Here is a 23,075-nt window from a genome sequence, read left to right on the forward strand (position 1 = left end):
CTAGGGAGCCTTGGTGCCCGCATCCGGCCCGACGGTTCCTTCGTCGGCGGCCTGATCCGATTCCGGATTCTCGCGGTCGAACGACTCCGGTAGCCGCTTGAGGTGCCGATTCATCGACCGCACCAGAAAGAAGGTTCCGATCAGCAGCAGAACCACGATCAGCAGGCCGAACGGGCTGGCCTTGCCGAAGTCGGGTCCGGCGTCCTTGGGCGCCTGGTCGGCGAGCAGGCCGACGACTATCACCAGGGTGTCAGTCATCCGAGGCCTCGATGCCCGCGAAGAGGTCGGTCTCGGGCAGGCTGACCGGCACTCGCGACCGGGCCAGCTCGAACTCCTCTGTCGGCCACAGCCGCTGCTGCCATTCCATCGGTGTGGTGAAGAAGAAGCTCTTCGGGTCGATCTGGGTAGCGTGCGCCAGCAGGGCCTCGTCCCGCTGAGCGAAGTACTTCGCGCACTCGATCCGGGTGGTCACCCGCTTACTCAACAGGTCGTCGTCGGGATCCCACTTCTCGAGCCACTTCGCGAACGGCCCCTCCTGGCCGTGCTTGGCGAACTCGTCCTGCAGCACCTGCATGCGCTGGCGCAGGAAGCCGTGGTTGTAGTACAGCTTCGCGACGTTCCACGGGGTGCCTGCGTCGGGGAACAACCGGTAGTCGCCGGCCGCCTCGTAGGCCGCGACGGACACCTCGTGGCAGCGGATGTGGTCGGGGTGCGGGTAGCCACCGTTCTCGTCATACGTGGTCATGACGTGCGGCTTGAACTCGCGGACGACGCGGACCAGCGCCTCGGTGGGTACCTCCAGCGGCTCCAGCGCGAAGCACCCTTCCGGCAGTGGGGGCGGCGGATCGCCTTCGGGCAGCCCGGAGTCGACGAATCCGAGCCAGAGTTGCTCGACCCCGAGGACCTCAGCGGCTTTCGCCATCTCGTCGATCCGAATCTCGTGTATCCGGCCGTGTACCTCAGGCAGGTCCATGGCCGGGTTGAGGATGTCGCCCCGTTCTCCCCCGGTCAGTGTGACCACCAGAACGCGCGCACCCTCATCCGCGTAGCGGGCCATGGTCGCCGCACCCTTGCTGGACTCGTCGTCCGGGTGGGCGTGTACCGCCATCAACCGCAGTTGCTTCAACTGGTTCCTCATCGTCGAGACGTTTCAACCATTTCGGTAGCCCTATAGTTCCAGTCCTAGTACATGTATCCGATCGACGGGGCACCGAAAACACTCAGATGATTGATCGTCCCCCGGCCCGCTACGGGCGGCAGCGCATGTCACGCCGATCGCGTCGATGGTGGGCGATCGGCCTGACCGCGTTGGTTCTGGTGGCCGGCGTGGTGATCGCGATCGTGGCGTCGCAGCGGCTCGGCAGCGGCGACGTGCAGGGTGAGCTGGGCGGATATCAGCTTGTCGACGACGAGACCCTGTCGGTCACGATCAAGGTCACCCGCTCCGACCCGTCGCGCCCGGTGGTGTGCATCGTGCGCGCCCGCGCGATCGACGGCAGCGAGACCGGGCGCCGCGAGGTGCTGGTGCCGCCGTCGTCGCAGGACACGGTGAATATCACCACGACGGTGAAGTCCACGCGGCCGCCGGTGGTCGGCGATGTGTACGGGTGCGGGACCGACGTGCCCGGCTATCTGGTGGCGCCCTGATACCGGGGTCAACCGGACCAGGCAACAAACCACGGGAAGCGATTGCGTAAAAACCTGCCGACGTGACGGTGGTAACGTGGGCCGATACACGGTTCCCGCTGGGACCGTGTATTGCTGCTTTTGCGCGCGGGTTGAGCGCTGGCCAGAGTGGCAATACATGCGGCAGCGCCCAGCAGACGAGACACGGACTTCACACGCTAAAAGCGCGAGACGATGACAGGAGCGCGACGACATGACTGACACCCAGGTCACTTGGCTGACCCAGGAGGCACACGACCGGCTGAAGGCTGAGCTGGACCAGCTCATCGCCCATCGGCCGATCATCGCTGCGGAGATCAACGACCGCCGCGAGGAGGGCGACCTGCGGGAAAACGGCGGCTACCACGCCGCCCGCGACGAGCAGGGCCAGGAAGAGGCCCGGATCCGCCAGTTGCAGGAGCTGCTGAACATCGCCAAGGTCGGCGAGGCGCCCAAGCAGTCCGGTGTCGCCCTCCCAGGCTCGGTCGTGACGGTCTACTACAACGACGACAAGTCCGACAAAGAGACCTTCCTGATCGCCACCCGCCAGGAAGGCGTCAGCGACGGCAAGCTCGAGGTGTACTCGCCTGCCTCGCCGCTCGGCAGTGCGCTGATCGACGCCAAGGAAGGCGAGACCCGTACCTACACGGTGCCCAACGGCAACACCGTCAAGGTCACGCTCGTCAAAGCCGAGCCCTATCACTCCTGACGTAATCCGACCCGAACCAGCCAGCTAAAGTCCGTCCGTGGCGCAGATCGCCGAGGACATGTTCTTGCTGCTGTTGGACAACGCCGACGGGCAGCCCGGTCTCGACCGGACCCGACGCAGTCGAGTGCTGGCGGGGGCAGTGCTGCTGGATTTGGCACTGCTGTGCCGGGTCCGTCCCTCGATGAACGGGGAGGCCGTCGCCCCGGGGCGACTGGTGGCCCTGGCCGGCCCGTTGCCGCTGGATCCCATCATGGACCCGGCGTTCGACTTGCTGGCACGACGGCCGCTGACTCCGGCCGCCGCGGTGTCCAAGCTGCGCCGGGGAGTGCAGGACAACATCGCCGGCTTCCTCGAGCACACCGGGCAAATCCGGCGTGTTCAGTTGAACGGCAAGCGGTTTCACCATCCGCCCTCATGGCCGGTGGTCAACCGCGAGCGGGTGACACAAGCCCGCTCGGGGCTGCTGTCGGCCCTGTTCGACAACGAGCCACCGACACCGCCGACTGCGGCGATCATTTCGCTGTTGCACGCCGTCGACGGCCTCGGCGCGCTGCTGAGCCTGAATGAACGCGGCTGGCGGTGGGTTCACATGCGCGCCAGCGAAATCGCAGGCGGCGGTTGGGTGGACGAGTACGAAACGGCGCTGCCCGAGATGAACCTCGCGGTCACCGCGTCGGCGGTGCGGCCCGCACTAACCTAGCGCCTGCTCCAGATCTGCGAGCAAATCCGTCGCGTCTTCGATACCCACCGAAAGCCGGACCAGATCGGCGGGCACCTCGAGTTGGGATCCTGCAGTGGACGCGTGCGTCATCGCGCCCGGGTACTCGATCAGCGATTCCACGCCGCCGAGTGACTCCGCCAGGATGAACACCTCTGTCCGCGAACAGAACTCACGTGCGGCTTCGATGCCTCCACGCAGCCGAACCGACACCATGCCGCCGAATGCACTCATCTGCCTTGCGGCGACCTCGTGTCCAGGATGGTTCGGCAGGCCGGGGTACAGCACGGTATCGACCGCGGGATGGTTCGCCAGGAACTCGGCGACCAGCGCGGCGTTGTCGCTGTGCCGCTGCATACGCAACACCAACGTCTTCAGCCCGCGCATGGTCAGGTAGGCGTCGAACGGACCCGGCACCGCACCCGCCCCGTTCTGAAGGAACGCGAACGCCTCGTCGAGTTGTTGGTCGCTGGTCAACAGCGCGCCGCCGACGACATCGGAGTGCCCGCCGATGTACTTGGTCGTCGAGTGCAGCACGATGTCGGCGCCCAGCAATAGCGGCTGCTGCAGCGCAGGCGAGGCAAAAGTGTTGTCCACCAACACCTTGATGTTCGAAGGCGCGGCGATGCGAGCGATGGCGCTGATGTCGGCGATGGACAGCAGCGGGTTCGTCGGTGTCTCGACGATGACCAGTTTGGTCTTCGACGTGATGGCGTTTCGCACAGCGTCGAGATCCGACAAAGCCACCGCCGTGTAGTCGATACCCCACTGGGTGAAAACCTTGTCGATGATCCGGAAGGTGCCGCCGTAGGCGTCGTCGGGCATCACCACGTGGTCACCTGGGCGCAGTATCGCGCGCAACGCGCAGTCCGTGGCGGCCATCCCCGAACTGAATGCGCGCCCGAACGTCGCCTCCTCCACTGCGGCCAGCGAAGCCTCGAGCGCCGCGCGGGTCGGGTTGCCGGTGCGGGCGTACTCGAACCCGCCCCGCAGCCCACCGACGCCGTCCTGGGCAAACGTCGAACTGGCGTAGATCGGCGCGTTGACGGCGCCGGTCTGCGGGTCGGGACGGAATCCTGCGTGGATCGCCTTGGTGGACAGACCTCGCCACCTGCTGTATTCGCTCATCGCAGCCCAGCCTAACGAGAGGCCGTGCGCCGGATATCGTCAGCCGATGGAACAGTTCCGCCGCGGCGACCTCGTCTTCGACGTTATCGACTCCGGCCCTGCCGACGGGCCGGCCGTCGTGCTCCTACACGGCTTCCCTGAGAGCAACGCGATGTACCAGCCGGTCATCGAACGGCTGACGGCGCAGGGCTACCGCTGCCTGGCGCCTCTGCAACGCGGCTACTCCCCCGGCGCCCGGCCGAAGCGCAGGCGCGACTACCGCGATTCCGAACTGGTCGGCGATATCGTCACGCTGATCGACAGCGTCGGGGCGCAGCGGGTGCACCTGGTCGGTCACGACTGGGGCGCGGCCGCCGCCTGGTATGTCGCCCAACGGTTTCCCGAACGCGTGCACACGTTGTCTGCGCTGTCTGTGCCACACCCCGCGGCGTTCCTGAAGGCCGTAGCGACCAGCCGCCAGGCGGCGTTCTCCTGGTACATGCTCTTCTTCCAGCTGCCGTGGCTGCCGGAGCGGTTGCTGTTGAGCAGACGCGCGAAGTCGGAATTCATCGCGTCGCGGTCAGCGCCCGAGTTGGCCGAAGCCGAGGTGGCGGCGTTTGCGCAGCCCGGCATGCTCAAGTCCGCGCTTAACTGGTATCGCGGAATTCCGTTCAGCAGCCCACGAGAGACCGCAAAGGTGGTCACCGTGCCGACGCTGTACGTCTGGAGTGACAACGACGTCGCGCTGAAGGGAAAGTGCGCCCGGCTGCGCCGACTACGTCGTCGCCGACTACCGCTTCGAGGTTCTTGAAGGCACATCGCACTGGCTGCTCGACGAGCGGCCTGAGACGGTCGCCGATCTGATTCTGGACTGGATCGGCACCCACTGCGGCGTACAGAGTCAGCGGTCGCAACCCGGCGTGGAAGGTTGACCTGTTCGCGTCGCGGGACCCATCCGGGTCACGGTTTTAGGGGGTGTAGACATGGATCATGAGCGCTACGGCCCCCATCGATGACCTGCTCGACCTCGACGCCCTGCTGACTCCCGAGGACAAGGAGTTGCGGGAGACCATCCGCCGGTTCGGCGAACAGCGGCTGCGGCCGCACATCGCAGAATGGTTCGAAGCCGGCGAAGTCCCCGTTCGGGAGTTGGCCGCTGACCTGGGCAAGCTGGGCATCCTCGGCATGCATCTGGAGGGTTACGGCTGCGGCGGCTCGACCGCCACCGCGTACGGGCTGGTTTGCCAGGAGCTCGAGGCGGTCGACAGCGGCCTGCGCAGCCTGGTATCGGTGCAGGGCTCGCTGGCGATGTTCGCCATTCACCGGCACGGCAGCGAGGAACAGCGCGAGCAGTGGCTGCCCGCGATGGCCACCGGCGACGCCATCGGCTGTTTCGGACTGACCGAGCCCGATTTCGGCTCCAACCCCGGCGGCATGCGCACCACGGCACGGCGCGACGGCTCGGACTGGATTCTCAACGGTTCCAAGATGTGGATCACCAACGGCTCGGTCGCCGACGTCGCGGTGGTGTGGGCCCGCGCCGAGGAAGGTGTCCTCGGCTTCCTGGTACCCGGCGGAACAAAGGGATTCAACGCCACCGACATGAAGCGCAAGCTGTCGCTGCGGGCGTCGGTGACCTCGGAGCTGCACCTCGACGACGTCCGCTTGCCTGCCGAGGCGCAGCTGCCGCAGGCGCGGGGTTTGTCCGGTCCCCTGGCATGTTTATCGGAGGCCAGGTTCGGCATCGTGTTCGGCAGCGTAGGCGCCGCACGGGACTGCCTGGAGACGGCAATCGAATACGTGGGCAGCCGGGAGGTGTTCGACAAGCCGCTGGCGGGATATCAACTGACACAAGCCAAAATCGCCGACATGGCGGTTGAATTGGGCAAAGCGCAGCTGCTGGCACTGCACCTCGGCAGGCTGAAGGACGAGGGACGAATCCGCCCGGAACAGGTCAGCTTCGGCAAACTGAACAACTGCCGGGAAGCGATCAAGATAGCGCGGCAATGCCGAACCCTGTTGGGCGCCAGCGGAATCACGCTGGAATACCCGGTGCTTCGGCACGCCAACAACCTCGAGTCGGTGCTGACCTACGAAGGTACGTCCGAGGTACACCAGCTGGTCATCGGAGAGGCGCTGACAGGAGTCAGCGCCTTCCGATGAACGTCAGCTACGGGGTGAGCGGTGCGACCTGGCCGCCGCTGAGCCGCCGCCAGGCATAGACCAGGATCAACGCCGCGACAGGAACGGCGACGATAAGGCCGACACCGCACAGCAGCGCACCGACGAACGCGGTCGCGACCATGGCCAGCCACGTCACGAACACATTGCCGAAGTTGGCTTTGCTGAGGTCGAAACTGGTCTTCACCGCGTCGACCGGTGACAGGTTGCGGTCGAGCAGGGCGACGATGGTGAAGACCAGCATGATGCTGGCGATCACGCCAGGGATGATGCACAGGAAGAACCCGATCGTCGTGATGACGCCGACGATCAATCCCGCAATGATGACCTGGCCGATGTTGCGAGGCCGGAAGAACGACCCAACCGACACCTGTTGGCCGTTGGCGATGTCGAGCACACCACCGATGTAGCCGGATTGTATTGCCGCACCGACGATCAGCAACACGAACCAGCCGACGATCGAGATGAGAATCCCGCCGAGACCCATGGACGTCGTGCTCCACGAGTACGAGAAACCGCTTCCGCTTGACGAGTAGTCACTCACTCCGGGGCTGACGGCGGCCTGCAGGAGGTTCACGATCACCTGCAGGACAACGATGATCAAACCGTAGACGAGCGTGGCGATGATCAGCGGGGCCGCGTTCTTGGTGAACTTGTTCCACGCCCAGGAGAACGCCTCACCAACGCTATATGGTTGTGCGCCACCGTATCCCGGCGGCCCCGTGGGCGGGTAACCCCCGGTCGCCTGCTGATATCCACCTTGCTGCGGTGGCGGCGGATACCCACCCTGCTGCGGTGGCGGCGGATAACCACCCTGCTGCGGTTGATAACCACCCTGTCCCGGCGGCGGATAGCCGCCCTGTCCCGGCGGTGGATAGCCGCCCTGTCCCGGCGGCGGATAACCGCCCTGTCCCGGCGGCGGGTAGCCGCCAGGAGGAGGTGGTGGTGGTGGATTGTTCATTCGGACCTTCCGAAGTTGAGAGTTGAGCCCTTACAGGGGTACGGCGATTGTGGAGATGATTTTGTCGACGAGAGTTTGCCGCTTTACGTCCCACAGCGGGAACAGGACGGCGACCAGCCAGATGATTCCGCAGAGACCCGCGGCTACCAGGTAGATGAGCTCACGGACGATCGACATGCCGAAACCGATTGGCTGTCCGGTCTTCTCGCTGACGATTTTGAACTTCATGATGCCCTTGCCGATGCTCGAGCCCGTCGTGCCCTGCCGATAGCCCAGGTTCCAGATCACGTAGGCGAGTGCGATCAAACCGGTGAGAGCGATCGACAGCTGCCCGATCGTCGATGCGCCGGTTGCGCAGAATTCACCGAGGTCGTATTCCGATGTGTCTGTGACGCAAGCGGTTTCGCGCGTTCCGACGAGCAACAGCCAGCCAATGCCCTCGAGGATCAACACCGGGATGTAGTCGATGATGTACGCCAACACGCGGGTGCCCCACGGCGTGTACGCCTCCTTGGGCAATGCTCCACCCGGTCCGGCCTGCGACGGAAATCCGCCACCCTGCTCCGGCGGGTAGCCTCCGCCCTGCTGCGGCGGGTAGCCTCCGCCCTGCTGGGGCGGGAAGCCTCCACTTTGCGGAGGGGGCGGCGGGTATCCACCTGGCGGTGGTGGCGGCGGCGGGGGGTAATTACCAGGCGGAGGTGGCGGTTGATCGGTCATGGACGCCTTCCAGTCTTTCGTTAGCTGGGAACGAGCGTGCTTAATCTACCTGAGAATTGGCCCAGCGCAGCGCCTTCGGCAAGGTTCGCCAAAGGTGTCGTGTGCAGGCGTTTTGGCCGTAATTCGGCTTACCGCAACCGCTAGCGGCGGGTGGTGCCGTCGGACAGGAACCCCAGCAGGTCATGGCGAGTCAGCACACCGACCGGCTTGCCTTCCTCCACCACCATCACGGCATCGCAGTCGCGCAGTGCCTTCGCCGCGTGGCTCACCATCTCGCCGGCGCCGATCAACGGCAGCGGCGGCAACATGTGCTGGGAGACTGCGTCGGCCAGCTTCGCGCGGCCCTCGAAAACGGCGGAGAGCAGTTCCCGCTCGGAGACGCTGCCCGCCACCTCACCGGCCATCACCGGCGGCTCGGCTCCGACGACCGGCATCTGCGAGACCCCGTACTCACGGAGGATGCCGATAGCGTCACGCACAGTCTCCGACGGGTGGGTGTGCACCAGATCAGGCAGCGCACCGGACTTGCCCCGCAACACGTCGCCAACCGTCGCCTGCTCGAGCGATCCGTCGAGCCTGCTGCGCAGAAAGCCGTACGAGGACATCCACGCATCGTTGAAAACCTTTGACATGTAACCACGTCCGCCGTCGGGCAGAAGCACGACGACAAGCGAATCCGGTCCAGCCTTCTGTGCGACCTCGATCGCGGCGACCACGGCCATTCCGCAGGATCCGCCGACCAGCAAGGCCTCTTCGCGGGCGAGCCGCCGTGTCATGTCGAACGAGTCGGCGTCGGAGACGGCGATGATCTCGTCGGGCACGGTCGGGTCGTACGCCGACGGCCAAAAGTCTTCGCCGACACCTTCAACGAGGTAGGGCCGGCCCGTGCCACCCGAGTACACCGAGCCCTCCGGATCGGCGCCGACGACCTTCACCGCGCCTTCTGGACGCTGCGCGGACGCCTCTTTCAGATACCGGCCTGCGCCGGTGATGGTGCCCCCGGTGCCGACGCCGGCGACGAAATGGGTGACCGTGCCGTCGGTGTCATTCCAGATCTCGGGACCCGTTGTCTCGTAGTGGCTGACAGGTCCCATCGGGTTGGAGTACTGGTCGGGTTTCCACGCGCCGTCGATCTCCTCGACGAGCCGGTTGGAGACGCTGTAATAGCTCGCCGGGTCGTCGGGCGCCACCGCGGTCGGGCAGACCACGACGTCAGCGCCGTACGCGCGCAACACATTTCGCTTGTCCTCACTGACCTTGTCCGGGCAGACGAAGACGCACTTGTACCCGCGCTGCTGCGCAACGAGCGCGAGGCCGACACCGGTGTTGCCCGACGTCGGTTCGACGATGGTGCCGCCCGGCCTGAGTTCGCCGCTGGCCTCCGCCGCGTCGATCATCTTCACCGCGATGCGGTCCTTGGAGCTGCCGCCCGGGTTGAGGTACTCGATCTTGGCGACCACCCTGCCGGCGCCCTCGGGGACGACCGAGTTCAGCTCAACAAGAGGGGTGTTGCCGATGAGCTCACTGAGGTGCCGGGCGATGCGCATGCGTCCATCGTGTCAGGCGGCGGAAACGCTTACCAGGTGGCCTCTCGGATGTAGGCGCCGATCTGGCGCAGCGACCGGGTGCCTTCCTTCACCGCAGGTGCGGCGATCTGAAATACATGCATCTGCCCTGGCCACACTCGGACCTCGACCGGTACGCCTGCAGCCGCAAGCATGTGCGCCGCCTTGCGGGCGTCGTTGAGCAGAACCTCGGACCCCGAAACATGGATCAGGGTGCGCGGAAGCCCCGGCTCGATGTGGTCGAGAGGTTCGAAGACGTCTTCGACCTTGCCGTCGACGGCGTTGCGCGCCGCGGCCGCCTCCACCAGCTCTACCAGGGCCTTGAAAGCCTTCGGCGGAAACATCGCGTCGGACCGGATGTTCGGATGGTTGGCGCGCGCCTCGTTGTCGATCTCGAACAGCGGCGACAGGGTGACGATGGCGGCGGGCGATTCACCGGCCAGCCCCTCCTGCTGCAGCCGCTCGGCGAGGGAGAGCGAGAGATATCCGCCCGCGGAGTCGCCGGCGAGCACGATCTGTTCGGGGTCGTAACCCCGCAGACGCAGCCACTTGTAGGCGTCGTAGCAGTCGTCGAGCGCTTGGCCGACGGAATGCTTCGGGATCATCCGGTAGTTGACGACGAGCACGGGGCTGTCGGCGAATTTGGACAGCGTCTCGACCAACCGGCCATGGCTGTTCACGCCGCAAGTCAGAAACGCGCCGCCGTGCATATAGAGCACGATGCGGCGTTTGCCGTCGGCAGGCAGCACGCCCGCGGCGCGGACCAGCTGGGCGTTGCAGTTGGGCAGCGATATCGTGGCCCGGACGGTGCCGGGTGCGGGCTTCAGCACGCGACACGCCATGTCCACAAGGCCGAACGGCCAGGGTACGCGGGGTGCGTAGCTACCGATTGCCAGAGTTGGCTTGATCGTGAGCATTGCGGCCAGTGCGAGCAGCCGTCCCTGCAGGCTCGGGCCGTCCTCGACTACCTCTACCGGCGCCCCGTCGCTGACCGGAAATTTACGAGGTTTATGCCCTCTAGCTGCGCTGATTGCAGCGCGCGGGGTACTCGGAACTTTGCTTGGTGCCGTCATCGCCACCACTTCCTACGACGCTGTAGTGCCCGGGGGTGGCTCGTTGCTCGGCCAGTCCGGATAACTTAGCTTGACATCGATAACCAGTTCAACAATCAAAGAAACTGATTCGATACCGGACTTGATACCGCACCGTGACCGTCGAACTGGACTCGCCACGCGGATATCCCGAGATTTGCCCAATAAACTGGGTTTGTGAGGAATCGCGCATCGCGTCGGTCCACAGTCGCCATGGCGGCCGCGGCCACACTCGCGTCGACGGGCACTTATGTCGGAGCCCGCAGTTACCTGGGCGGACAGGCTGAGGCGGCCCGACGCGTCATTCCGAAGTCGTGGGACATCCCGCCGCGGGCCGATGGCGTGTATTCGCTCGGCGGTGGTCCGGTCGAGCGTTGGCACCGCGGAATGCCGGTCGACCTGCACCTGATGGTTTTCGGCGACTCGACGGCCTGCGGTTACGGAGCCCGCGACGCCGAAGAAGTGCCAGGTGTGATGATCGCCCGCACTCTCGCCGAGATCTCCGGCCAACGGATCCGGCTGAGCACCAAGGCGATCGTCGGCGCCACCTCAAAGGGACTCTCAGGCCAGATCGACGCGATGTTCGTCGCGGGCCCGGCGCCGGATGCGGCCGTGATCATGATCGGCGCCAACGACATCACCAAACTCCACGGCATCGGCCCGTCAGCCCGACGGGTGGGTAAGGCGGTGCGTCGACTGCGGGCCAGCGGTGCCGTCGTCGTCGTCGGCACATGCCCGGATTTCGGCGTCATCACCGCGATTCCGCAGCCGCTGCGGACCGTCGCGCGCACCCGCGGGCTGCGACTGGCCCGTGCGCAGGCAGCGGCGGTGCGTACATCAGGCGGCGTGCCGGTCCCGCTGGCCGACCTGATGACCACCGACTTCAGGCTGGCGCCGGAACGGTACTTCTCGGACGACATGTTCCATCCGTCGGGCGCCGGATACGAACTCGCCGCACAGCAGCTAGTGCCCGCGCTGTGTAATGCGTTGGGCGACTTCACTACAACGGTCGAACCCGAGTCCCCGTTGGAGGCCAGGGCCGCCGACGTCAACACGCTGCTGTCGCGGCTCGGCGGAGTCAGCCGACTGTGGAAGCGATCGACTGGGGTCCCTGCACCGATCGTGGTGCCCGCCAGCTAAGTTCTCTTCCAGTAAGCCACTACTGAGGAGCCGTCATGTCAGAAGCCGTCATCGTCGCGACAACACGCTCTCCGATCGGCCGTGCGGGCAAGGGGTCGCTGGTCGACATGCGGCCGGACGACCTGGCCGCACAGATGGTGCGGGCTGCGCTGGACAAGGTGCCGTCGCTCGACCCCAAGGACATCGACGACCTGATCATGGGCTGCGGGCAGCCGGGCGGCGAGGCGGGCTTCAACATCGGCAGGGCCGTCGCCGTCGAACTCGGATACGACTTTCTGCCCGGCACGACGGTGAACCGGTACTGCTCGTCGTCGTTGCAGACCACGCGGATGGCGTTTCACGCGATCAAGGCCGGCGAGGGCAGCGCGTTCATCTCCGCAGGCGTCGAGACGGTTTCGCGCTTCCCGAAGGGCACCTCCGACGGTTGGCCCGACTCGCACAACCCGTTGTTCGCCGACGCCGAAGAACGTTCGGTGGCAGCATCGGCAGGCGCCGACGAGTGGCATGACCCCCGTGCCGACGGCGTGCTTCCCGACGTCTACATCGCCATGGGGCAGACCGCCGAGAACGTCGCGCTGCACACCGGCATCAGCCGCGAAGAGCAGGACCACTGGGGCGTGCGCAGCCAGAACCGTGCCGAAGAGGCGATCAACAGCGGCTTCTTCGCCCGCGAGATCTCACCCGTGACGCTGCCCGACGGATCGCAGGTCAACACCGACGACGGGCCGCGGGCAGGCACGACATACGAGAAGATCAGCCAGCTCAAGCCGGTGTTCCGGCCGAACGGAACAGTCACCGCCGGCAACGCATGCCCGCTGAACGACGGTGCGGCAGCCGTCATCGTGACGAGCGACGAGAAGGCCAAGGAGCTCGGCCTGACGCCGCTGGCCCGCATCGTGGCGACCGGCGTCAGCGGTCTGTCGCCCGAGATCATGGGGCTGGGGCCGATCGAGGCGACGCGCAAGGCACTCGCCAACGCGGGCATGACGATTGACGACATCGACCTCTACGAGATCAACGAGGCGTTCGCGGTTCAGGTGCTCGGGTCGGCCCGCGAATTGGGCATGGACCTCGACCGGCTCAACATCTCCGGCGGCGCGATCGCGTTGGGGCACCCGTTCGGCATGACGGGTGCGCGCATCACGGCCACGCTGCTGAACAACCTGACGACGCAGGACAAGACGTTCGGCCTGGAGACGATGTGTGTCGGCGGCGGCCAGGGTATGGCGATGATCATCGAGCGCCTCAGCTGACACACCGAGCCTGCTGACAGATCGCGTTTTCACGAGATTTCGCGATGCCCGCAGTTTCGAGCGCCATGCGCGGTCGAGACGACGGAGGACGTCCGCTTCGGTGTTCGTCTTGACGACCCTCAGCCGCGTCCACCCGAGTTCGTCTAGATCCTCTGAGCGCCGAATGTCATACGCGTACTGAATTGGGTCGACGCGATGTTGTTCGCCGTCGTATTCGAGCGCCAACATCAGATCTGGCCACCCCATGTCGAGGAAATACCGTCGACAGCCGTCGGCGCTCACCACCGGAATCTGGGTCTGCGGTCGTGGGTAGTCTGCGCCAATCGCCAAGAGCCGCAACCATGTTTCCTTCGGCGATGCCGACCCAGGGTCATGCAGGTCGAGGACTTTCGCTAGCTGGCGCAGTCCGCGAGATCCGCGATGCCTTCTCGCGATCCGGAAAACGTCCTGGGCTGTCAACCCGGTGGCATTTCCGAGTGCGTCGAGGTTGGCGACGGCCGCGTTGAGCGGTCTCCGTCGGGCGATATCGAACGCCGTGTGCGCCGGAGTCGTAATTCGCATGCCGTCGAAAGCACTGGATTCTTCTGTGTGAAGACGCACATCAGACGTTCGAATGCCGGGTGCGGGTCTGGCGTTCGGCCATATCAACTCGATTGGCGCCAGGTCGTCGACCCATCTGGCACCGTGCAATGCAGACGCAGTCAGCCCGGCGATGATGCCTTGCCGATGAGACCAGAGCCAAGCCGCGCGAGCGCGCAGCGGCAACGTCAACCGAACGTCGTTCGGCAGGTAGACATCCGGGAAGATATGGCGATAGCGGGTCCGCAACTCGTGCCTACGAACGAGCCCGCACTCCAGTGCTTCACTACCGACAAACGGCCTGTCGAGCATGGACATGGCTCGACTCTCGCGCGTTGACCCCGCCGAGTCTGCTGGCAGATCGCAAACTGTGGATCAATTGCGATCTGTGCGCAGTTTCGGCGGCAAAGCAGAAAAGCCCCCGGCGTACCGGGGGCTTTTCTAGTGGTAGGTCGTCAATCGCTTTGCAAGATGCTGAGCAGACGCAGGATCTCGATGTAAAGCCAGACCAGCGTCACGGTCAGGCCGAGAGCGACACCCCAAGCGGCCTTCTCAGGCGCGCCTGCGCGGATCATCTGGTCGGCGGCGTCGAAGTCGAGCAGGAAGCTGAACGCTGCCAAGCCGATGCACACCAGCGAGAAGATGATCGCGATCGGGCCGTTGCCGCGAAGGCCGAGGCCCTCACCGCCGCCGACACCGAACATCGCCAGCACGAAGTTTCCAAGCGCCAGGACGAGCACGCCGAAGATGCCTGCGACGATCATCCGGGTGAATTTCGGGGTCACGCGGATCGCGCCGGTCTTGTAGACGACGAGCATGCCGACGAACACGCCGATGGTGGCGAGGATCGCCTGCCCGATGAGGGCGCCGGCGCTGGCGCCGGAGACGTAGAAGTTGGCGAGCACGAACGAGATCGCACCGAGGAACAGCCCCTCGAGTGCGGCGTAGCTGAGCACGATCGCCGGGTTGTCCTGCTTACGGCCGAACGTGGCGATGAGCACCAGGGCCAAGCCACCGAGTCCGCCGACCAGAACGAAGGGCGTCGCCAGCGCGGTGTTGCCCGCGACCAGGAAGTACGAGACGACCGCAACGGCCGACAGCACCGCGAGCGTGACACCCGTCTTGGTGACGACGTCGTCGATGGTCATCGGACGCGACACCCCGGTCTGCTGCCGGTCGGGGTACTGCGTCACATAGGGATCTGCCTGTACTGCGGCCGCACCGGCGCCGGTGGCTCCGGTACCGAACTGCGCATATCCACCTTGCCCCTTGGGCAGTGAACGAAATACCGGGTTGCTGCTCTCGCGCACCGTCGGTTCCTCTCCTGTGCTGTCGTTCGCCTACTGACGAACACTTACTCAACGATCGGTCACCAAGGGAGGTTCCCGAAAAAACCTCCCAGGTCTTTCACAGGAAACCTTACCCGCGGTGCAGCACGGACGGGTCACGATCTAGATTGCATTCCGTGGGCGAAAACGAGGATGTCCTAGTAACAGTCGACCGTGGATTCGGCCTGATCAGGCTGAATCGGCCCAGGGCCATCAACTCGCTGACCCCCGCAATGGTCTCGGCGATTTCTCAGGCACTGACCAAATGGGAGCACGACGACGACGTCTCGGCCGTCGTGCTGTCCGGCGAAGGCGAGCGGGGCCTGTGCGCGGGCGGCGACATCGTCGATGTCGTCTACAAGAGCGCCCTCGGCGACCACAGCGTTGCGACGTCGTTCTGGTGGGACGAGTACCTGATGAACGCTCAGATCGCGGGCTATCCGAAGCCGTTCGTCTCGCTGATGGACGGCATCGTGATGGGCGGCGGCGTCGGCGTCAGCGCGCATGGCAGCGTCCGCGTCGTCACCGACACCACGAAAATGGCGATGCCCGAGGTCGGTATCGGCTTCATCCCCGACGCCGGCGGCACGTACATCCTGTCGCGGGCACCCGGCCTGCTCGGCCTGCACGCAGCGCTGACGGGCGCGCCGTTCGCCGCAGGTGACGCGATCGCCATGGGCTTCGCCGACCGCTACGTCCCCCACGACCAGCTCGGCGACTTCTCCGACGCCATCGTCGCCGACGGCATCGACGCTGCGCTCGACTCGTACGCGACCGAACCGCCGCCGAGTGAGCTACTGGCGCAGCAGCAATGGATCGACGACTGCTACGCGGGTGACACGGTCGAGGACATCGTCGCCGCGTTGCGCGGACACGATTCGGGCCCGGCCCCCGGTGGAACTGGCGGCACCGCCGCCGTCGACGCGGCCAACCTGATCATGACTCGCTCACCCGTTTCGCTGTCGGTGGCACTTGAAGCCGTGCGCCGCGCCGCCAAGCTCGACACCCTCAAAGACGTGCTCCGCCAGGAGTATCGGACAACGTGCCAGTCGCTGAATTCACACGATCTCGTCGAAGGAATCCGGGCGCAGGTCATCGACAAGGACCGCAACCCGAAATGGTCGCCACCGTCGCTGGCCGAGGTCACCAGAGCCGATATCGACGCGTACTTCGCCCCCCGAAACCCCGACCTGACCTTCCCCGAGGAGACGCAATGACCGAGACGGACTACCAGACCATTCTCGTCGACCGCGAGGGGCGCGTCGGCACCATCACGCTGAACCGACCGAAGGCGCTGAACGCACTCAACAGCCAGGTGATGGACGAAGTCACCACTGCTGCAGCCGAACTCGACAGCGACCCGGGGATCGGCGCGATCGTCATCACCGGCAACGACAAGGCGTTCGCCGCCGGCGCCGACATCAAGGAGATGTCGGAGCTGTCCTTCGGCGACGTGTTCGGCCAGGACTTCTTCGCGCCGTGGGCCAAGCTGGCCGCGGTGCGCACGCCACTGATCGCCGCGGTCGCCGGTTACGCACTCGGCGGCGGCTGCGAACTGGCGATGATGTGCGACATCCTGATCGCCGCCGACACGGCCAAATTCGGCCAGCCGGAGATCAAGCTCGGGGTGCTGCCGGGCATGGGTGGGTCACAACGGCTGACCCGCGCCATCGGCAAGGCGAAGGCGATGGATCTCATCCTGACCGGCCGCACCATCGACGCCGAGGAAGCCGACCGCAGTGGCCTGGTATCGCGCGTGGTGCCCGCCGACGAGCTGATCCGTGAGGCAAGGGCAGTGGCCACCACCATCTCTCAGATGTCGCTGTCGGCATCGCGGATGGCCAAGGAGGCCGTCAACCGGGCCTTCGAATCGTCGTTGTCTGAGGGCCTGCTGTACGAACGCAGGCTGTTCCACTCGGCTTTCGCCACCGCTGACCAAACGGAGGGCATGAACGCCTTCAGTGAGAAACGCCCCCCGAACTTCACGCACAGCTAATCTGCCCTGGTGACAGACACCGCGGAGGCGACGGAAGAAGCACCACCGCAACAGGAACCACCGGATAAAAAGCTGACCTGGTGGCAGCGGCACTACACGTTCACCGGAACCGTTCTCGCTCTGGTGTTCCTGTGGTTGTCGCTGACGCCCTCCCTGCTCCCCCGAGGCCCGCTGTTTCAAGGGCTGGTAAGCGGCGCGGCCGGCGCGATCGGCTACTGCATCGGCGTCCTCGCCGTGTGGCTGGTGCGATATATGCGCTCAAAGGACTCCAGCCCCCACGCGCCGGGCTGGGCGTGGCTTGCGGTGGTGGTCGTCGGCATCATCGGCCAGATCCTGATGATCATCTATTTCCACATCTGGCAGGACGAGGTACGCGACCTCAACGACGTGCCCCGGATGGGATTCTGGGAGCACCCGCTGACAGCGGTGCTCGCGATTGTGGTGTTGTTCATCTTCGTCGAGATCGGCCAGCTCATCGGCAAGCTCGTGCGATTCCTGGTACGACAGCTCAATCGCGTTGCGCCGCCGAGGGTCTCGCAGATAGTGGTCGTCATGTTACTCCTTGCGCTGAGTATCGCGCTGCTGAACGGCGTCGTCGTCCGCGTCGGGATGGACTACCTCAACAGGACGTTTGCCACGGTCAACGACGAGACCGACCCCGACTTCCCCGCGCCGGACTCGAAGTTGCGGTCGGGCGGACCGGACTCGTTGACCGACTGGGAGTCGCTCGGCCACCAGGGCAGGGTGTTCGTGTCGGCGGGCCCGACTGTCGACGAACTCTCGAAGTTCAACGGCAAGCCCGCGATCGAACCGATCCGCGCATACGCCGGCCTGCATTCGGCCGACGGCATCAAGGCCACCGCAGCACTGGCCGCCGAGGAACTCCTGCGCACCGGCGGGCTGACTCGCGACGTGGTCGCGGTGGCGACGACGACAGGCACCGGCTGGATCAACGAGGCCGAGGCGTCGGCACTGGAGTACATGTACAACGGCAACACCGCGATCGTCAGCATGCAGTACTCGTTCCTGCCGAGCTGGCTGTCATTCCTCGTCGACAAGGAGAACGCCCGCCAGGCGGGGCAGGCGCTGTTCGAAGCCGTCGACGCGGAGATCAAGGCGATGCCGGAGGGGCAACGGCCCAAGCTGGTTGTATTCGGTGAAAGCCTTGGCTCGTTCGGCGGTGAGGCGCCGTTCCTGTCGTTGAACAATGTCGTCGCCCGCACCGACGGTGCCCTCTACTCCGGTCCAACATTCAACAACACCATCTGGTCTGATCTCACTCAGAACCGCGACGCGGATTCGCCGGAGTGGCTGCCGATCTTCGACAAGGGCGAATACGTCCGCTTCGTCGCGCGGCCGGACAACCTGGCCCGTCCCGAAGACCCGTGGGGTCTGCCGCGGGTGGTGTACCTCCAGCACGCGTCGGACCCGATCGCCTGGTGGAATCCGGACCTGCTGTTCCAAGAACCGGACTGGCTCCGCGAGCCCCGCGGCTACGACCTGTCCGGCCGCATGCAGTGGATCCCGGTCGTCACGTTCCTTCAGGTGTCGGCGGATATGGCTGTCGCGGTGGACGTTCCGGACGGACACGGCCACGTCTACATCAAGGACGTCGCCAACGCCTGGGCACAGATACTGCAACCGCCGGGCTGGACGCCGGAGAAGACCGCGCGACTGCGCCCGCTGTTGTCCAACGACGAGAACGCTTAAACGAGAACGCCTTCGGCCACCAGCGCGTGGTATCCACCGACGACGTCTGTGGCCTTGTGCAGCCCGAGGTCGATCAGCGACGCCGCGGCCAGGCTGGAGGTGTAGCCCTCCGAACACAGCACCACCCATTCGACGTCGTCGTCGACGGCTTCCGGAAGCTTCGCGTCGCTGGTGGGATCGCAACGCCACTCCAGCACGTTGCGTTCGATCACCAGAGCCGCGGCGACGTTCCCCTCACGGTCGCGCTGCGCCTGCGGGCGGATGTCGACGAGTATCGCGCCGCGCGCCAACGCGCCGGGCACAGCGCTGGCAGGCAACCGCTGCAACCGGTCGCGGGCGGCGTCGAGCACCTTGTCGATGCGGCTGGCCATCAGATCGCTATCCCTCCGGGCCTTCGGTGAGTTCGGTTCGGTTGCGACGCAGGGTGTTCCGCGTGGTCACCTCGTAGTATGACATCGCCGTAAGCGGGGGCGAGTAGGCGTGCACGCTCAGCGTGGGCGCGGCGACGGTGAGGCTGTGCGTCGGCGCCCAGACGACGTCGTGTACCCAGCCGAGCGGAAACGCCGCCTGGTCGCCCGCGTTCAGCCGACGACGGCGCAACGCGTCACCGTCCCAGCGGAACTCGTCGAGTGCGCCGGACACGAGGGTCAGCGCGCCCAGCGAGCCGCCGTGGTCGTGCAACTCGGTGGCGTGGTCCTTGACCCAGCTGATGAGCCAGACGTCGAGTTCGTCGTCGCCGTGGATGCGGGTGTACCAACGGTCGTCGGTGGGCACGCCGTCAGCCGGCAGAAGGTGGTCGTAGTGGCCGCTGAGTAAGCCGTCGGCGGCCTGATCGACAGCATTAAGCAGATCGGGGACGCGCAGGCGGGTAGGGGCGGAGACGGCGGAAACCATGGAAGCTCCAGGAAGTGACGGACGGGTGGGGGTCGGCGGCTAGGCCTGACAACAACCCCGGATCCCGGTCATTTCCATCACGTCGGCGAGTGTTGCATAGATTGGCAGAATGCGCTCCTACCCCCTCTGTGCCGCGACGGTGGCGGCAATCGTGGCGATGACAGGCTGTTCGTCGGAAGGAGAGGGCGGTCCGTCGTCGGCGGCGCCCACCACGACGAGCACGTCAAGCCCGGAAACCCACACCCCAGCGCCAGGCGCCACCGAGGTCGCACCTGGCGGCGTCACCACGGCGATCGGGGCCGACGCCGAGTCGACCGAAGAGGAGTACTCGCAGGCCTGCCAGGCCGCGAAGGTCTGGATTGACGAGCAGGGCGGCGACCGTCAATCGCAGATCGAGCCCTTTTTGAAGACGATCCAGGACCCCAACACACCGCCGGGGCCCGCAACATTCAACACGCCGTGGGCGCAGCTCTCCCCCGCCAGGCAGGCGGCCGTCATCGTCGCCGTTCGGGCGGGCGCGGACTCGCTCTGCTGAATTCGAATCACGGCTGAGAGAAAGTCGGCTAGGACCGCCACGCGATCCATGCCCGGCCTCGGGCGACGGCTTCGTCCAAGGCTCCGAAGACCCGATCGGTGGCGGGCACGATGCCGTCGTCGCCGAGCACGTCGGCCAGGCCGCCTCGCACGAGGATGCGCTCCGCGGCGGGCGTCACCCCCGCGACGATGAGGCGGCCGCCGTGCGCCTGCAGCGCGCCCGCCCACCGCCGCATCGCCTTGATCGCGACCGAGGACGGCACGTCGGGCATCATCCGCATGCTGAGCACGACGACGGCGTTCGTGGAGCCCGCCACCTTCGGCCACTCCTCGTCGATGCGGGCCACCTCGGCGAACAGCCCTACCCCGGCGTAGTGCAGGACCGTGACGTCGTTGCTGGCGCATTGTTCGGGTACGGGAACGATTTCGAAGTGGCCGTCGTCGGTCTGCCGAAGGCCGACCAGTTGGGCGGACTTCGCGACTTTGACGCAATAGAGGACGAGCGACGTGACGACCCCGATCAGGATCGCCGTGTGCAGGGGCAGCTGCGTGGTGGCCGCGAACGTGATCAGCATCGCCACCGCCGAGATCGGTGCGACGCGCAACACGAGCTTGATGTCGGGCAGTCGGCCTGCCACGAGTTCGAGGCCGATGACGAAGATGAGGCCGCCGATGACCGGCATCGGAATGATCTCGGCAACGGAACCGGCAATCAGGACGAGCAGCGCAAGCCAGATGCCTGCGAAGATGCCCGCCCAACGTGTTTGCGCCCCAGCCGAAGTCGCGACGCCGGTTCTCGACAGTGAACCACCGGCGGGAAGCGCGCCGAAGAAGCCACCCGCGAGGTTGGCGGCGCCCTGGGCGGTGAAGTCGCCGGACATGTTGCTGCGGCTGCCATCCGGGTTGGGCACCGCCGCGGAGATACCTGCCGCCTGCGCCAGCGCGACGAGGGAAACGGCGACGCCGCCGACCAGCAGCTGGGGCATCACGGCGAAATTCGGAACGGTCAGCGGTGGTAGGGAATTGGAGATCGATGCGATGTCTCCGACGGTCTCGACGTCTACGCGGGCAATGGCGACCACTGCGGTAACCACGACGAGCGCAAGCAGAATCGCGAAGGACTTCAACGGCTTGACGAAATGGAACACCGCCCACACCGCGACGGTGCCGACTGCCACCGCAACTGCCGTCGGTTGCCACAGTCCGACGTGTCTCAGCGAGTCGATGAACTTCCCAATGGTGTTGCCGCTCTGCGGTTTATAGCCGGTCGCGTCATTGAGCACACCGGCGATGATCTGCAGCGCGATACCGGTGCTGAAGCCCGTCATGACGGCGTTGGAGACGAAGTTCATGATCGCGCCGAAACGAAGCAGGCCGAAGACCAACATGACAACGCCGACGACGACGGCCAGCGTGGCGACATTGGCGGGATCCGCGGGGTCGAGACCTTCCTCGGCCAGCACACTTCGCGAGGAGAGCGCGATGGCGCTGGTGAGCGTGGTGACCATGAGCACCGAGCGGGCCAAGACCGATGCCACGATGCCCGGCACTACGCCCGAATAGAGCCCGACAACGGGATTGAACCCGCCGATGCTGGCGTAGGCCATCCCCTCGGGTATGGAGAACAAACCGGTGACGAGGCCAGCCAACGCGTCGCGCGGTGTGGGCCTGCCGAGGCCGCGCACGGCCGATAGCACCTTGGATTCCTGCGCGGACACATCCGATTGTGGCGCCCGAGACTGCGCAGAGATCGCGAATTCTCGTTAATTCGCGATCCCTCAGCAGGCTCGGCGCCGGGGCGTGTGGGCTGCAGCGCAGAATGATGCCATGGCTGGCAACCGGGTCGCGCTGGCTCTCGGCAGCGGGGGCGCACGGGGATACGCGCACATCGGGGTGATCATCGAGCTGCAGAAGCGGGGGTACGAAATCGTCGGGATCGCCGGGTCGTCGATGGGTGCGCTCGTCGGCGGCCTTCAGGCGGCGGGCAAGCTCGAGGAATTCGCCGAATGGGCGAAGTCGCTGACACAGCGGGCGGTGCTTCGCCTGTTGGACCCGAAGATCACCGCCGCGGGTGTGTTGCGGGCTGCGAAGATTCTCGACGCCGTCCGAGACATCCTCGGCGAAGTCACCATCGAGGAACTGCCGATCCCGTACACGGCGGTGACGACCGACCTGATAGCCGGTAAGTCGGTGTGGCTGCAGCGCGGTCCGGTGGACGAAGCGATTCGGGCATCCATCGCGATTCCCGGCGTCATCACACCGCACGTACTCGACGGCCGCCTGCTTGCCGACGGCGGCATTCTCGACCCGTTGCCGATGGCGCCGATCGCGGCCGTCAACGCCGACCTGACCATCGCCGTCAGCTTGAGCGGCAGCGAGGCGGGCGGCCGCTACGAGCCGACGGATGCCGAACCGAGGGCGACGACGGAATGGCTGAACAGGATGTGGCGCAGCACCTCGTCGCTGCTCGACACCAACGCCGCCCGTTCGGTGCTCGACACGCAGACCGGACGAGCCATGTTGAGCCGGTTCAGCAGCATGGCCGACGAGGACGACCCAGACGACGTAACCGACGGCGGACCGGTGCCCACGATGGGCAGCTTCGAGGTGATGAACCGCACCATCGATATCGCCCAGGCCGCGTTGGCGCGTCACACGTTGGCCGCCTACCCGCCGGACCTGTTGATCGAGGTGCCCCGAACCGCTTGCCGCAGCCTGGAATTCCATCGCGCCGCCGAGGTGATCGACATCGGCCACGAGTTGGGGGCGCAGGCCCTCAAGGCGCTGGAAAGCTGACATGACTCAGCCCAGGCCGGGTGGCCTGGGCTGAGTTTGGTTGTGTCTCAGAAGGGGAGGTTGCCGAGGACCTGGCCGGCCTGCTTTTGCTGCTCCTGGAGTTGCTTGTTGATGTCGTCGATCTGCTTCTG

Annotated in this window: 22 protein-coding genes and 2 pseudogenes; 12 read left to right on the forward strand and 12 right to left on the reverse strand. The window is 65.8% G+C overall.

Features of this window, described 5'->3' with window-relative positions; all coding sequences use genetic code 11:
• Positions 1-258, reverse strand: a complete 258-nt coding sequence (locus tag QOJ24_RS15020) for a hypothetical protein (RefSeq protein ID WP_526262505.1) — start codon at positions 256-258, stop codon at positions 1-3.
• Positions 251-1,126, reverse strand: coding sequence for a mycothiol conjugate amidase Mca (gene mca / locus QOJ24_RS15025; protein ID WP_526262546.1), 876 nt, complete (start codon positions 1,124-1,126; stop codon positions 251-253). The genes QOJ24_RS15020 and mca overlap by 8 nt, the downstream gene beginning before the upstream one ends.
• 98 nt (positions 1,127-1,224) lie before the next feature.
• Between mca and QOJ24_RS15030 the strand changes: the two genes are divergently transcribed.
• The 3 genes from QOJ24_RS15030 (at position 1,225) to QOJ24_RS15040 (ending at position 3,074) form a co-directional block, all read left to right on the forward strand.
• Positions 1,225-1,647: a DUF4307 domain-containing protein gene (locus tag QOJ24_RS15030; RefSeq protein ID WP_526262507.1), complete on the forward strand. Its 423-nt coding sequence runs from the start codon at positions 1,225-1,227 to the stop codon at positions 1,645-1,647.
• A gap of 232 nt (positions 1,648-1,879) precedes the next feature.
• The gene (greA, locus tag QOJ24_RS15035; RefSeq protein WP_526262509.1) at positions 1,880-2,374 is read left to right on the forward strand and encodes a transcription elongation factor GreA; all 495 of its coding nucleotides are present in this window, start codon (positions 1,880-1,882) and stop codon (positions 2,372-2,374) included.
• A 37-nt stretch (positions 2,375-2,411) separates the two neighbouring features.
• Positions 2,412-3,074 carry a GPP34 family phosphoprotein gene (locus QOJ24_RS15040; protein WP_526262511.1) on the forward strand — a complete coding sequence of 221 codons (663 nt, stop codon included), beginning with the start codon at positions 2,412-2,414 and terminating at the stop codon, positions 3,072-3,074.
• Here the strand turns inward: QOJ24_RS15040 and QOJ24_RS15045 are convergent.
• Positions 3,066-4,220 (reverse strand): cystathionine gamma-synthase, encoded by a 1,155-nt coding sequence (locus QOJ24_RS15045; RefSeq protein ID WP_526262513.1) that lies wholly within the window; start codon positions 4,218-4,220, stop codon positions 3,066-3,068. The genes QOJ24_RS15040 and QOJ24_RS15045 overlap by 9 nt on opposite strands.
• 46 nt (positions 4,221-4,266) lie before the next feature.
• Here QOJ24_RS15045 and QOJ24_RS15050 point away from each other — a divergent pair.
• Positions 4,267-5,131: pseudogene (locus QOJ24_RS15050) on the forward strand (alpha/beta fold hydrolase).
• A 58-nt stretch (positions 5,132-5,189) separates the two neighbouring features.
• Entirely contained in the window at positions 5,190-6,362 is a 1,173-nt protein-coding gene (locus QOJ24_RS15055; protein ID WP_526262515.1) for an acyl-CoA dehydrogenase family protein, read from the forward strand.
• Positions 6,363-6,369: 7 nt separating this feature from the next.
• Here QOJ24_RS15055 and QOJ24_RS15060 read toward each other — a convergent pair whose 3' ends face one another.
• The 4 genes from QOJ24_RS15060 to QOJ24_RS15075 all read right to left on the reverse strand — a co-directional run bounded on the left by QOJ24_RS15060 (position 6,370) and on the right by QOJ24_RS15075 (position 10,696).
• A complete protein-coding gene (locus QOJ24_RS15060) occupies positions 6,370-7,341 on the reverse strand; it encodes a hypothetical protein (RefSeq protein ID WP_526262517.1) in 972 nt (323 codons plus the stop codon).
• 30 nt (positions 7,342-7,371) lie between these two features.
• Complete coding sequence (locus QOJ24_RS15065) at positions 7,372-8,058, reverse strand: Rv1078 family RDD domain-containing protein (protein ID WP_526262519.1); 687 nt, start codon at positions 8,056-8,058, stop codon at positions 7,372-7,374.
• Between the two features lie 140 nt (positions 8,059-8,198).
• Positions 8,199-9,605, reverse strand: a complete 1,407-nt coding sequence (locus QOJ24_RS15070) for a cystathionine beta-synthase (RefSeq protein WP_526262521.1) — start codon at positions 9,603-9,605, stop codon at positions 8,199-8,201.
• Between the two features lie 29 nt (positions 9,606-9,634).
• Entirely contained in the window at positions 9,635-10,696 is a 1,062-nt protein-coding gene (locus QOJ24_RS15075; protein WP_526262523.1) for an alpha/beta hydrolase, read from the reverse strand.
• A 231-nt stretch (positions 10,697-10,927) separates the two neighbouring features.
• On the opposite strand from QOJ24_RS15075, the gene QOJ24_RS15080 reads away from it, so the two are divergent.
• On the forward strand, positions 10,928-11,854 hold the full coding sequence (locus QOJ24_RS15080) for an SGNH/GDSL hydrolase family protein (protein ID WP_526262548.1): 927 nt from the start codon (positions 10,928-10,930) through the stop codon (positions 11,852-11,854).
• A 35-nt stretch (positions 11,855-11,889) separates the two neighbouring features.
• Positions 11,890-13,107 (forward strand): acetyl-CoA C-acetyltransferase, encoded by a 1,218-nt coding sequence (locus tag QOJ24_RS15085; protein ID WP_526262525.1) that lies wholly within the window; start codon positions 11,890-11,892, stop codon positions 13,105-13,107.
• 390 nt (positions 13,108-13,497) lie between these two features.
• On the opposite strand, the pseudogene QOJ24_RS15090 reads toward QOJ24_RS15085, so the two are convergent.
• Together QOJ24_RS15090 and QOJ24_RS15095 are read right to left on the reverse strand one after the other, a co-directional pair.
• A pseudogene (locus QOJ24_RS15090) lies at positions 13,498-14,004 on the reverse strand (type IV toxin-antitoxin system AbiEi family antitoxin); the annotation flags it as partial.
• A gap of 137 nt (positions 14,005-14,141) precedes the next feature.
• The gene (locus tag QOJ24_RS15095) at positions 14,142-14,996 is read right to left on the reverse strand and encodes a Bax inhibitor-1/YccA family protein (RefSeq protein ID WP_526262527.1); all 855 of its coding nucleotides are present in this window, start codon (positions 14,994-14,996) and stop codon (positions 14,142-14,144) included.
• A 155-nt stretch (positions 14,997-15,151) separates the two neighbouring features.
• On the opposite strand from QOJ24_RS15095, the gene QOJ24_RS15100 reads away from it, so the two are divergent.
• Genes QOJ24_RS15100 through QOJ24_RS15110 form a run of 3 tightly spaced genes read left to right on the forward strand, consistent with a single transcriptional unit; the run spans position 15,152 to position 18,720 of the window.
• Positions 15,152-16,231, forward strand: a complete 1,080-nt coding sequence (locus tag QOJ24_RS15100; RefSeq protein WP_526262529.1) for a 3-hydroxyisobutyryl-CoA hydrolase — start codon at positions 15,152-15,154, stop codon at positions 16,229-16,231.
• On the forward strand, positions 16,228-17,010 hold the full coding sequence (locus tag QOJ24_RS15105; RefSeq protein ID WP_526262531.1) for an enoyl-CoA hydratase: 783 nt from the start codon (positions 16,228-16,230) through the stop codon (positions 17,008-17,010). The genes QOJ24_RS15100 and QOJ24_RS15105 overlap by 4 nt, the downstream gene beginning before the upstream one ends.
• Before the next feature lie 9 nt (positions 17,011-17,019).
• A complete protein-coding gene (locus tag QOJ24_RS15110; RefSeq protein WP_526262533.1) occupies positions 17,020-18,720 on the forward strand; it encodes an alpha/beta hydrolase in 1,701 nt (566 codons plus the stop codon).
• On the opposite strand, the gene QOJ24_RS15115 is transcribed toward QOJ24_RS15110, so the two are convergent.
• Together QOJ24_RS15115 and QOJ24_RS15120 are read right to left on the reverse strand one after the other, a co-directional pair.
• Positions 18,717-19,091 (reverse strand): rhodanese-like domain-containing protein, encoded by a 375-nt coding sequence (locus QOJ24_RS15115; RefSeq protein ID WP_526262535.1) that lies wholly within the window; start codon positions 19,089-19,091, stop codon positions 18,717-18,719. The genes QOJ24_RS15110 and QOJ24_RS15115 overlap by 4 nt on opposite strands.
• Before the next feature lie 7 nt (positions 19,092-19,098).
• Positions 19,099-19,614 (reverse strand): cysteine dioxygenase, encoded by a 516-nt coding sequence (locus tag QOJ24_RS15120; RefSeq protein ID WP_526262537.1) that lies wholly within the window; start codon positions 19,612-19,614, stop codon positions 19,099-19,101.
• Positions 19,615-19,723: 109 nt separating this feature from the next.
• On the opposite strand from QOJ24_RS15120, the gene lpqV reads away from it, so the two are divergent.
• A complete protein-coding gene (gene lpqV, locus QOJ24_RS15125; RefSeq protein WP_526262539.1) occupies positions 19,724-20,149 on the forward strand; it encodes a lipoprotein LpqV in 426 nt (141 codons plus the stop codon).
• A 28-nt stretch (positions 20,150-20,177) separates the two neighbouring features.
• Here the strand turns inward: lpqV and QOJ24_RS15130 are convergent, their stop codons facing one another.
• A complete protein-coding gene (locus QOJ24_RS15130) occupies positions 20,178-21,845 on the reverse strand; it encodes a SulP family inorganic anion transporter (RefSeq protein WP_526262541.1) in 1,668 nt (555 codons plus the stop codon).
• Positions 21,846-21,975: 130 nt separating this feature from the next.
• On the opposite strand from QOJ24_RS15130, the gene QOJ24_RS15135 reads away from it, so the two are divergent.
• Positions 21,976-22,944 (forward strand): patatin-like phospholipase family protein, encoded by a 969-nt coding sequence (locus QOJ24_RS15135; protein WP_526262543.1) that lies wholly within the window; start codon positions 21,976-21,978, stop codon positions 22,942-22,944.
• Positions 22,945-23,075 lie beyond the last annotated feature (131 nt).

The sequence above is a fragment of the Mycobacterium sp. genome (assembly GCF_032159775.1).
GTDB lineage: Bacteria > Actinomycetota > Actinomycetes > Mycobacteriales > Mycobacteriaceae > Mycobacterium.

What these genes read in the sequence shown, in the direction of transcription:
- QOJ24_RS15020 (WP_526262505.1), bottom strand. Translation starts at nt 258, where the DNA reads ATGACTGACACCCTGGTGATAGTCGTCGGCCTGCTCGCCGACCAGGCG.
- QOJ24_RS15030 (WP_526262507.1), top strand. Translation starts at nt 1,225, where the DNA reads ATGATTGATCGTCCCCCGGCCCGCTACGGGCGGCAGCGCATGTCACGC.
- greA (WP_526262509.1), top strand. Translation starts at nt 1,880, where the DNA reads ATGACTGACACCCAGGTCACTTGGCTGACCCAGGAGGCACACGACCGG.
- QOJ24_RS15045 (WP_526262513.1), bottom strand. Translation starts at nt 4,220, where the DNA reads ATGAGCGAATACAGCAGGTGGCGAGGTCTGTCCACCAAGGCGATCCAC.
- QOJ24_RS15055 (WP_526262515.1), top strand. Translation starts at nt 5,190, where the DNA reads ATGAGCGCTACGGCCCCCATCGATGACCTGCTCGACCTCGACGCCCTG.
- QOJ24_RS15060 (WP_526262517.1), bottom strand. Translation starts at nt 7,341, where the DNA reads ATGAACAATCCACCACCACCACCTCCTCCTGGCGGCTACCCGCCGCCG.
- QOJ24_RS15065 (WP_526262519.1), bottom strand. Translation starts at nt 8,058, where the DNA reads ATGACCGATCAACCGCCACCTCCGCCTGGTAATTACCCCCCGCCGCCG.
- QOJ24_RS15070 (WP_526262521.1), bottom strand. Translation starts at nt 9,605, where the DNA reads ATGCGCATCGCCCGGCACCTCAGTGAGCTCATCGGCAACACCCCTCTT.
- QOJ24_RS15075 (WP_526262523.1), bottom strand. Translation starts at nt 10,696, where the DNA reads ATGACGGCACCAAGCAAAGTTCCGAGTACCCCGCGCGCTGCAATCAGC.
- QOJ24_RS15080 (WP_526262548.1), top strand. Translation starts at nt 10,928, where the DNA reads ATGGCGGCCGCGGCCACACTCGCGTCGACGGGCACTTATGTCGGAGCC.
- QOJ24_RS15085 (WP_526262525.1), top strand. Translation starts at nt 11,890, where the DNA reads ATGTCAGAAGCCGTCATCGTCGCGACAACACGCTCTCCGATCGGCCGT.
- QOJ24_RS15105 (WP_526262531.1), top strand. Translation starts at nt 16,228, where the DNA reads ATGACCGAGACGGACTACCAGACCATTCTCGTCGACCGCGAGGGGCGC.
- QOJ24_RS15115 (WP_526262535.1), bottom strand. Translation starts at nt 19,091, where the DNA reads ATGGCCAGCCGCATCGACAAGGTGCTCGACGCCGCCCGCGACCGGTTG.
- QOJ24_RS15120 (WP_526262537.1), bottom strand. Translation starts at nt 19,614, where the DNA reads ATGGTTTCCGCCGTCTCCGCCCCTACCCGCCTGCGCGTCCCCGATCTG.
- lpqV (WP_526262539.1), top strand. Translation starts at nt 19,724, where the DNA reads ATGCGCTCCTACCCCCTCTGTGCCGCGACGGTGGCGGCAATCGTGGCG.
- QOJ24_RS15135 (WP_526262543.1), top strand. Translation starts at nt 21,976, where the DNA reads ATGGCTGGCAACCGGGTCGCGCTGGCTCTCGGCAGCGGGGGCGCACGG.